This window comes from uncultured Desulfovibrio sp., from assembly GCF_944324935.1.
In the GTDB taxonomy this organism is placed as follows: Bacteria; Desulfobacterota; Desulfovibrionia; order Desulfovibrionales; family Desulfovibrionaceae; genus Desulfovibrio.
Genome location: NZ_CALUYG010000062.1, coordinates 1 through 10,583, shown reverse-complemented (window position 1 = coordinate 10,583; position 10,583 = coordinate 1). Strand labels below are relative to the sequence as shown.

At 63.0% G+C, this 10,583-nt stretch carries 5 protein-coding genes; 3 read left to right on the top strand and 2 right to left on the bottom strand.

The genetic code is table 11. From position 1 onward, the window contains the following. Positions 1 to 69 precede the first annotated feature (69 nt). Positions 70 to 1,173 (bottom strand): HD domain-containing protein, encoded by a 1,104-nt coding sequence (locus Q0J54_RS11180; protein ID WP_296305744.1) that lies wholly within the window; start codon positions 1,171 to 1,173, stop codon positions 70 to 72. Positions 1,174 to 1,182: 9 nt separating this feature from the next. Here Q0J54_RS11180 and Q0J54_RS11175 point away from each other — a divergent pair, with 9 nt between their 5' ends. The 3 genes from Q0J54_RS11175 to Q0J54_RS11165 all read left to right on the top strand — a co-directional run bounded on the left by Q0J54_RS11175 (position 1,183) and on the right by Q0J54_RS11165 (position 9,406). Then, positions 1,183 to 2,034, top strand: coding sequence for a biotin--acetyl-CoA-carboxylase ligase (locus Q0J54_RS11175; protein ID WP_296305743.1), 852 nt, complete (start codon positions 1,183 to 1,185; stop codon positions 2,032 to 2,034). Positions 2,035 to 2,037: 3 nt separating this feature from the next. After that, positions 2,038 to 5,736, top strand: coding sequence for a pyruvate carboxylase (locus tag Q0J54_RS11170; protein ID WP_296305742.1), 3,699 nt, complete (start codon positions 2,038 to 2,040; stop codon positions 5,734 to 5,736). Between the two features lie 94 nt (positions 5,737 to 5,830). After that, positions 5,831 to 9,406 carry a PEP/pyruvate-binding domain-containing protein gene (locus Q0J54_RS11165; RefSeq protein ID WP_296305739.1) on the top strand — a complete coding sequence of 1,192 codons (3,576 nt, stop codon included), beginning with the start codon at positions 5,831 to 5,833 and terminating at the stop codon, positions 9,404 to 9,406. A gap of 215 nt (positions 9,407 to 9,621) precedes the next feature. On the opposite strand, the gene pth is transcribed toward Q0J54_RS11165, so the two are convergent. Further along, entirely contained in the window at positions 9,622 to 10,263 is a 642-nt protein-coding gene (gene pth, locus Q0J54_RS11160; protein ID WP_296305737.1) for an aminoacyl-tRNA hydrolase, read from the bottom strand. Between the last annotated feature and the right edge of the window lie 320 nt (positions 10,264 to 10,583).

Sequence of the window (10,583 nt, the reverse complement as noted above, 5' to 3'; positions counted from 1 at the left end):
GTCTGATTTGGCTGCAATAAACTTTTTAGAAACAGCCCCTAGTGAAAGGGGTTCCCCCTCCCGCAAAAATCAATCGGCGGCAGCGGCCAGCGCCGCGCAGTGCAGTTCGCGCAGCTGCCGGGCCGATTCCGGGCCACGGTTGCGCCATTCGTGCGGCAGGCGGACAGCGCGCAGGACGGCCAGCTCTTTTTTGGCCCGTTCGCTCCAGTCGTGGCGGCTGTCGGCATCCACCAGCCGCCAGAAGGGGCGGCTCAGGCCCTGCCGCTCCACCCGCCAGAGGAGGTCCCGTCGCGTCCCCACGAGCAGTTCATCATAGCGTCCCGCGCGCAGATGCTCGGCGCAGGCGGTTCCTGCGGCTTTCAGATGCAGGTTCGAGAGGGCCAGCCGTCGGCACAGCGCCTGCGCGACTGGCACGCCGAGGGCATCATGCCCGTAGTGATGCGGCCAGCGATCCGGCGGCGTACGAAGCTTGCCGAGATCGTGACAGAGGGCCATCCAGGCGGCAAGGGCATCGCCGGCGCAGCGGTCCATGACCGTACAGGTATGGTCGAGTACGGAGGCATCGCCGTGCCAGAGGGGAGGTCCCGCAGGGATGCGCCCGGCTTCCTCCAGCTCGGCAAACCAGGGGGAAAGGCGGCCGCCGGCGGCCAGCACGCGCAGAAAGCGGCCAGGGGCCGGCCCGTCCAGAGCCTTGAGCAGCTCACGGCCCACGCGTTCGGCGGGCAGGGCGGCCAGCGCCGCCGGAGCGAGACGGTGAAGCTGTTCTTCCGCTTCGGGGGCAAGTCGCCAGTCCGGCAGGCAGGCGGCAAAGCGGGCCAGCCGGAAGGCCCGGCCGGGGTCGTCGGCAAGGGCCGTGGGGGAAGCCGGACGGAGCAGCCTGTGCCGCAGGTCGTGCAGGGCCTGCGGATGACAGTGCAGGCGGCCGGCCGCGTCCAGCGCCAGCGCATTGATGGTCAGATCCCGGGCGCGCAGGTCGTCCAGCAGGGAGGCCCCCCGCAGCGGCATGAATTCGCAGCCCCGCCAAAGGCAGACCTGCACGGCCCCGACCGCTTCCGCATCGGGATGTTCCGCCAGAAAGGCTTGCCGGCTGCCGTCGAAGGCGTAATCCCATTCACGGGGCAGGCGACCCAGCAGCAGGTCGCGCACCGCGCCCCCCACAAGATAAACGTTCATGGACACACTATGACAGAAGCATGTGACGAATGCACTTCTTTTTCCCGGACGGGATCCGGCTGCCCGGAAGGGCGGGCCCCGTCTGTACGGCTGGACAGTACGGGCTGTCCTCTTGTCTGGCGGCTGGGCGAGGTGGCAAGCACGCTCGATGCGGCCCGCACTCTGATGGAGGGCGGCTTTTTGTCCGCGTGGGAGAGCGTGCAGGCCGTGCGGCAGACCAGCGGCAGGGGCCAGTTGCGGCGGCAGTGGCTGTCGCCGGCAGGCAATGTCTACGCCACGCTGCGCCTGCCGCAGGCCGATCCCTTTCTGGGCAGCGAGGCCACGCCTGCCCTGAGCCTCATGCTGGCGGCGGCATTTTCCGGGCTGGGGCTGGCCGTGCGCGTGAAGTGGCCCAACGATCTGGTGGTGGAAACGGCGGACGGTCCCTGCAAGGTGGCGGGCATCCTGATGGAAGAGAGGGGGGGCGTGCTTTGCGCGGGCATCGGCATCAACGTGATCTGGCGGCCGGACCGGGAACTCCTGCGGGCCGGGGCCGCGCTGCCGGCCGCAAGCCTTGCCGAGGTCTGGCCCGGGGGGGCCGCCTGCTGTCCGCCCGCGGAAAGGCTGTGGCCCATGCTTGTAAAGCGCCTGTATTCCGCATATACTGCCCGTCGTTCTCCCATGATCCGCTGTCAGGAGGCGGTCTGCCGCCATCTGCTCTGGCAGGGGAGGCAGGTGGTCATCGAGGACGGAGAAGAGACTGTTTCAGGCATTCTTGCCGGCCTGCACGCCGACGGCGGCGCTCGTCTGCTGTGCGGAAACGGGGAGAGGATTTTTTACAGCGGGAGCCTGCGTCTTCCGTACGACAATCAAAGGGCGTAGCACATGGCCAACAAGAGCTTTGCTGAGGTTCAGGAGTTTCTCAAGGGCAAGACCATCCTTGTGGCGAACCGCGGTATCCCCGCACGCCGCATCTGCCGCTCCATTCGTGAACGTTTCGACGCCATTGCGGCCATGACCGCGACCGACGTGGACAAGACGGCCCCGGCGGCATCCGCTGCGCAGGAACTCATCCTGCTTGGCTCCGACCCGCGCGCCTACCTTGATATAGATCGCATCATCGACAAGGCCAAACAGCACGGCGTCATCGGCATTCACCCCGGCTGGGGCTTTGCCTCCGAGGATACTCGTTTTCCGCAGCGTTGCAAGGAAGCCGGCCTGACCTTCATCGGCGCCACGGCCGAGGCCATGAACCTGCTGGGCAACAAGGTGCAGGCCCGCACGGTCGCCCGCAAGCTGGGCATCCCGGTGGTGCCGGGTTCCGACGGGGCGGTGGACATTCCCACGGCCCGGCAGCTCATCAACGACATGGGTCTGCCCATCATGCTCAAGGCCGAGGGCGGCGGCGGCGGACGCGGCATCTTCGCCATCCATAATGAGGCGGATCTGGAAGACGCCTTTTTCAAGGCGTCCACCATGGCGCAGGCCTCCTTCGGCAACCCGCGCCTCTTTGTGGAGAAATTCCTCGACAATGTGCGCCATATCGAGATCCAGGTCATCGCCGACATGTACGGCAATGTGTTCGCCTTTGACGAGCGCGACTGCTCGGTACAGCGCAACCACCAGAAGCTCATCGAGATCACGCCCTCGCCGTGGAAGGGCATCACCCGCAATCTGCGCGAACAGCTCAAGGACTATGCGCGTCGGCTGGTGCGGGCCGTGGGATACCATTCGCTGGCCACGGTGGAATTTCTGGTGACGCCCGAAGGGCAGCCCTACCTTATCGAAGTCAATACCCGTCTCCAGGTGGAGCACGGCATCACCGAATCCCGCTACGGCATCGACCTTGTGGAAGAGCAGATCGCCGTGGCCTTCGGCGCCGAGCTGCGCTACCGTGAAGAGCAGCTGCGCCCGACTTACTGGGCCATGCAGGTGCGTATCAATCTGGAAAACCCGCAGGACAACTTCACGCCCAATTCCGGGCTGGTGAGCCGCTATGTCTCGCCCGGCGGGCCCGGTGTGCGTCTGGACTCCAACATCTGCGCGGGCTACGAGTTCCCCGCCAACTACGATTCGGCGGGAGCGCTGCTCATCACCTACGCCACGGACTGGGAGAAGACCGTGGCGATCATGGAGCGCGCCCTCGGGGAATACATCATCGGCGGTCTGAAAACGACCATCCCCTTCTTCCGGCAGGTGCTCAAGCATCCTCTGTTCCGCGGCGGCAACGTCAATACCAACTTCATTGCCGCGCATCCTGAACTCATGCAGTATCTGGACCTTGCGCCGGAGAGCGAACGCCTTGCCCGACTGGTGGCCGAGATCTCCGCCAGAGGGTACAATCCCTTCCTCCAGCTCGGGGAATACCGTTCCGCCACCACGCCTGAACTTGGCGTCTTCGACCCGGTGCTGCCGGTCATCCCCTCGAGCACGCGCCGCCAGCCTTCGCCCTATCCGCACGGCGACCGGCTTGCCCTGCTGGACTATGTGCGCGATTCGGGGCGGGTGCACTTCACCGACACCACGGCGCGTGACTTCACCCAGTCCAATTCCGGCAACCGCTTCCGGCTGGCCGAGGACAGGCTCATCGGCCCCTATCTGGACAATGTGGGCTATTTCTCTCTCGAGAATGGCGGCGGGGCCCATTTCCATGTGGCCATGATGGCCAATATGACCTATCCTTTCCGCGAAGCCAGCGAATGGAACAGCTTTGCGCCCAAGACGCACAAACAGCTGTTGGTGCGCTCCACCAACGTGCTGGGCTACACGCCGCAGCCGCGTAACCTCATGCGCCTGACCGGGGAAATGATCTGCGATCACTACTCCGTGGTGCGCTGTTTCGACTTCCTCAATCATGTTGAGAACATGCGTCCCATTGCGGAAGTGGTCATGTCCCGCAAGGACGTGGTGTTCGAGCCGGCCCTTTCCCTGTCCTGGGCCAAGGGATTCGATGTGCCGCACTACCTGGGCGTGACCGAAGCCATCCTGCGCATGATGGGGAACATCATGGGCGTGGATCCGCGCGAGGCCTCCCGCCACATCATCCTCGGCCTCAAGGATATGGCCGGCGTCTGCCCGCCGCGCTTCATGACCGAGCTCGTGAGCGCCCTGCGCAAGGCCTGGCCGGAACTCGTGCTGCATGTGCACCGTCACTATACGGACGGCCTGTTCGTGCCCGCCTGCGGCGCGGCGGCCAAGGCCGGCGCGCATATCGTGGACGTGGGTCTGGGCTCGGCCGTGCGCTCCTACGGCCAGGGGGACGTGCTGTCCACCATGGCCTATATGGAAGATGAGCTCGGGCTCACCTGCCAGCTCAACAAGGACGCCATCCGCGACGCGAACTTCGTCTGCAAGCAGATCATGCCCTACTATGACCGCTACTGCTCGCCGTACTTCAAGGGCATCGATTACGACGTGACCCTGCACGGCATGCCCGGCGGGGCGACCTCTTCCTCGCAGGAAGGGGCCATGAAACAGGGCTACATCCATCTGCTGCCCTATATGCTCAAGTTTTTAGAAGGGACGCGGCAGATCGTGCGCTACCATGACGTGACGCCCGGCTCTCAGGTGACGTGGAACACGGCCTTCCTGGCCGTGACCGGCGCCTGGAAGCGCGGCGGCGAAGAAGAGGTGCGCTACCTGCTGGAAGTGCTGCACGAGGTGACCAGCCGGCCCGAAAGCGAGCTGAGCGAACAGATGCGCCATGCGCGCCTCAATATCTACCAGGATTGCAACGACGCCTTCCGTAACCTGCTGCTGGGCAAGTTCGGTCGGCTTCCCCTGGGCTTCCCGCCGGACTGGGTCTACGAGAGCGCCTTCGGCTCCGAATGGAAGAGTGCCATCGCCAACCGCACCGAGGCCTCGCCGCTGGAATCGCTGACGGACGTGAATCTGGCCGCCGAACACAAGGCCTGCGCCGATCTCATCAAGCGCCAGCCCACGGAAGAGGAATTCGTCATGTACCTCAACCATCCCGGCGACGCGCTCAAGACCATGCAGTTCCGGGCCAAGTTCGGCGATCCCAACAATCTGCCGCTGCATGTCTGGTTCGAAGGCCTCAAGCCCGGACAGGATCTGAGCTTCAACGACACGAGCGGCAAGCCGCATTATCTGGCCCTGCTCAGCATCTCCCGTCCCAACGAGGCCGGCGTGTCCATCTGCCGGTATGTACTTGATTCGGAGATTATGAGCTGTGAAGTGCAGGTCAATGACAAGGTCGGTCAGGCCAAGCGCGGCATCACTATGGCCGATCCCGCCAACAAGTACCATGTGGCCGCGCCCAGCAACGGCGATCTGTGGGTCATGTATGTGCACCCCGGCGACATCGTGAAGGAAGGCGAGGAACTGTTCAACGTCTCCATCATGAAGCAGGAAAAGGCTGTGCTCGCGCCCACGGACGCCATGGTCAAGCGCGTTCTCAAGACGGCGGACTTCAAGGAAAACAAGCAGATGGTCTCCGTGCGGGAAGGCGAGCTCATCGTGGAGCTGTGCCCCGTGCCGCGCACCTGCCGTAACGAGGCCTGCGGACAGCCCATTCCCATGGAGAATATCGCGTTCTGCCCCTATTGCGGCTCGCCCGTCTAAGCCATTGCCGCCTGTCTGCCCGCGACAGTAGACAGTTGCGGGCGGGCGCGCTAGAATGGTTCGGTCATCCATCCCTATTACTTTGGAGGACGTCATGCCCAACAAGACCCCTGTCACCAAATCAGGCGGCAAAAATGATAAGGAAAGCCTTGACGCCATTCGCCAGAAGCTTGTCCTCACCGGTGCGGACATCGTCGCACTGGGCGAAGAGGCCGAGCTGCTTGTGGGCGGCAAGAACTATAATACCGCGCTCATCAGTCAGATCGAAGGCATCCAGGCCCCGTATTTCCGGGCCATCTCGTCAAAGGCCTTCCATCATCTGCTTGATGAGACAAAGGTGAGCGGTCGCGTTGTTCGCAGCGTAGTCGATAAGGAATACGGTCGCATCGACTGGAACGATCCCGAGATCAATCAGGACCCTGATTTTCTGCAAAAGTTCGTGCGCCAGCTCGGCCGGCAGATTCATGATGCCGCCAAGGCCGAAGCCGAGCAGGGACATACCAAGCTGCGGACGTTCATCAATAATGTGGTGGACGGCTTCGCCACCTCCCCGGAAGGCATCGACCAGCTGCGCAAGCGTTCGGTCATGGTGCAGGCCGCCATTTTGTCCGTGGACCTGCCCGCGGATGTGAACACCGCCGTCCGCGGCGCCTATCAGGCCATCTGCACGGACAATGGCGACGACATGACGCCGGTCGCCGTGCGCTCCTCCGCTGCCGGGGAGGACTCCCGCAAGAAAGCCTTTGCCGGCCTGCAGGACACCTATCTCAACATGGTCGGCGGCGACAAGGTGGTGGAAGCCTACCACTGGGACTGCTCCTCCGCCTATAATCTGCGCTCCATGACCTACCGCCGCGAGGCCATCCTGGATGCCATCGCCCGTGCCGAAGAGACCGGAGATGAATCCATTGCCGAAACGGCCAAGAAAGAATGGGCCATCGAAAATACCTCCCTGTCCGTCTGCATGATGCAGATGATCAATCCCGTGGTGTCGGGCACGGCCTTCTCCGCCGATACGGCCACGGGCTGCCGCGGGACGGACCGCAAGGATCTTGTCAGCATCGATACGAGCTACGGCCTCGGCGAGGCGGTGGTGGGCGGCAAGGTGACGCCCGACAAGCTTTATGTCTTCCAGCGTGATGATAGCAGCGACGTGGTCATCCGCCAGATGGGCTGCAAGGACATGAAGATCGTCTATGACGAAAAGGGCGGCACCCGGGAAGTGGAAGTGCCCGAGCTGGAGGCTCTGCGCTGGGCCCTGTCGCTCAGTCAGGCCGAACGCGTGGCCAAGGGCGTGCGCGCCGTGAGCAAGGCCTACGGCGGCATGATCATGGACACCGAGTTCTGCATCGATGCCAACGACAAACTCTGGTTCGTGCAGGCTCGTCCTGAGACGCGCTGGAACGAAGAGCTGGAAAATCATCCTACCACCATCTTCATGCGCCGCCGGGAAGTGGATCCCAAGGCTGCTGCCGCCGCCGAAGTGCTGGTGGAAGGCAACGGCGCCTCCCGTGGCGCGGGCCAGGGCACGGTGCGCTTCCTGCGTTCGGCGCTGGAGCTGAACAAGGTGGAAAAGGGCGATGTGCTGGCGGCCGAGCGTACCGATCCCGACATGGTGCCGGGCATGCGCGTGGCCTCGGCCATCATGGCCGACGTGGGCGGCGACACGAGCCATGCGGCCATTACTTCGCGTGAACTGGGCATCGCCGCGGTTATCGGCATCCAGCGGCTGGATGTGCTGCGGGCGCTGGATGGCGCGGAAGTGACGGTGGACGGGACGCGCGGACGCGTGTACCGTGGCCTGCTGCCGCTCAAGGAAGTGGGCGGCGAAATGGATGTGGCCCAGCTGCCCGTGACCCGTACCAAGGTCGGCCTGGTGCTGGCCGACGTGGGGCAGGCGCTCTTCCTTTCCCGTCTGCGTAATTTCCCCAAATTTGAAGTGGGGCTGCTGCGCGCCGAATTCATGCTGGGCAACATCAGCATCCATCCGCGCGCGCTGGAAGCCTTCGACAATGGCGAGCTGGAGAGCATCGTCCAGGCCAAGCTGCGCGAGCTGGCGGGCAATCTCTCCAAAGTGCTGCGCGAACAGATGGCCGCCGGTCTCATCGTCTTCAATTTCAACCTGCGTGAATATGTGGGCGAGATCACCGGTCTTTCCGCCGAAGCGGCGGCCCTGGCGGCTACGGATACCAGCGCCAATGCCGAGGAAGTCCTCCTGCTGCACCGCAAGATGCGCGAGCTGGACCACAAGATCGACCAGCATCTCGAGATAGCCTCCCGCCGCCTGGAAGTGCTGAAGACCTCCGACGATCTGGCCGACCATGTGCGCATCGTCATGGGCTATGACGACGAACTGGCCCTGCTCAATCCCGCCGACCCCGAAGAGGCCAAGCGCATGGCCGAGATCGAGGCCAGCGTGGCCGACCGTGTGGAGCGCGTGAAGGATCTGCCTGCCGTCAAGGCCCTGCTGGACAACATCGGGCGTCTGCGTGAAGAAGTGAGCCTGCGCGCCGGCCTCAAGAAAGAAATGGACGATGTGCGCAATCTGCCCAACAAGATCCGCGCCCTCATCAAGGCCCGCGGCTACCGTACCGGCAAGGAGCACTATGTGCAGACCCTGGCACAAAACCTTGCCCTCTTTGCCATGGCCTTTTACGGCAAGAGCATCGTCTACCGCACCACGGACTTCAAGAGCAACGAATACCGCAACCTCATCGGCGGCAGCCTCTTTGAGCACCATGAAGATAACCCCATGCTGGGTTACCGTGGCGTTTCCCGCAATATCCATGACTGGGAGATCGAGGCCTTCAAGCTGGCCCGCGGCGTGTACGGCGGCAGCAATCTCCAGATGATGCTTCCCTTTGTCCGCACGCTGGAGGAGGCCCGCTCCATGCGGAGTTATCTGGAGCAGGTGCACAAGCTCAAGAGCGGCGAGGACGGGCTGAAGATCATCCTCATGTCCGAGATACCGTCCAACGCCATCCTGGCCAAGCAGTTCATCAGCGAGTTCGACGGCTTCTCCATCGGCTCCAATGACATGACGCAGATGGTGCTGGCGACCGACCGCGACAACTCCCGCCTGTCCCACATCTACGATGAAGAAGACCCCGCCGTGGTGTGGGCCATCCTTGTCAGCATCTTTGCCGGGCAGAAGTACCGCAAGAAGGTGGGCTTCTGCGGGCAAGGGGTGTCCAACAGCGTCATCCTGCGTGGTCTGGTGGCCATTGCGGGCATCGTTTCCGCCTCCGTCGTGCCGGACACCTACTTCCAGACGGTGAAGGACATCGCCGCCGTGGAAGCGGAAAACATCCCCACTTCCCGACTGGGTGAATGGCTCGGCAAGCAGCATCACAAGCATCTTGCCGCCCTGATGGAAGAGGCCGGCTACGGCCATATCCTCAAGAAGTACACGCTGCCGCAGGATATCCAGGAGTGGTACGAAGGCGAACTGCAACGCCGTCACGAGCAGTTGCGCGAGCATCTGGATACCCCCAAGGAAGACTTCTACCGTGCCGAACTGGAAGGCTTCCGCTCCATGTTCCACAAGCCCGTCATCTACGCGACCTGGAACTGGGACAGCACGGTGGAAGATGCGCTGCATCAGGCAGGCTTCGCCTCCTTTGAGGAACAGGCGGCCGCGCTGGAAGAATGCCGCAAGATGGACTTCTAAGCCCTTTGGCTGACGACTGACCTGAAAAAGGGGGACCTTTCGCGAGAAAGGTCCCCCTTGTCTGTTATGGGCGTCAAGCTGCATGCGTCATGAGGGAGCTCGTATTTGCTCCTGTTTTTGGGGGGAGGAGGTTCTCCTTCTCCTCAAATTTTGAACGGCACGAAAAAAGCCACCCGCAAGGCGGGTGGCTTATGTTTTGGTGTGCGGCAAATCAATCATGCCGTTATGGTGTTGCCCTTGTCTGCTTTCTCCTTCTTTTCCTTGGGCGGCTTGCAGGCGCGTACGGCGGCATCCAGCCCTTTGTCGGCAAAGGCGAAAACGACCTTGAGCGCCCGGTCGAGGGCGTCATCTATGCGCGTCTGCTCATCGGAAGCAGGGCGGCCGAGCACCCAGTTGCTCACGTCACCGCGGACAGGCGGCCGGCCTATGCCGATGCGCAGGCGGTAAAAATCCGGCGTGCCGAGCTGCTGCGTGATGGACTTCAGGCCATTGTGGCCCGCATTGCCGCCGCCCAGCTTGAAGCGCAGTTCCCCCGGCGGGATATCCAGCTCGTCATGGGCCACGAGCAGGCGGTCAGGCGAGACCTTGTGCCAGGCCAGCAGCGGCTGTACGCATTGCCCGCTCAGATTCATGTACGTTTGCGGCATGGCCGCCAGCCAGACGCCGCCCAGCAGAGGCGAGCGCAGCCGCCAGAGGCGGCAGGAGAACTTACCGCCGCTGACCTCCTGCGCGTCGCCGCCATCGCGGGAGACGGTCCGCAAAAGGCTCTCCACAAGCGCAAAGCCGCAGTTGTGGCGCGTGCCCTCGTATGACGGGCCGGGATTCCCCAGGCCGACAAGTACACCAGAAAACTCCATAGCCAGTCCTTGGTTAGATGGTTGGCGAAAACTTTCAATGACTTCGTATGGACAGATCTCTTATCCAGAAGTGCCGCATGGGGCGGGAAAGCACGTCCCCGTTTCCCGTGCCTCCAAGGCCTCCATCCTTTCCCCAGCGCACTTTTGCCAGAAAAGAGAAGGGAGACGAGAAAAGGCAGGTGGAGCATGTACAGCTGATTGACTGTGTCTGCTGAAATAATGTGTAAAAGTTGTGGCAACAGCCCCTAGGGGCTGTTTCTAAAAAGTTTATTGCAGCCAAATCAGACAGGCCGCCAACATGACGTTTGCCCGGAATGTTG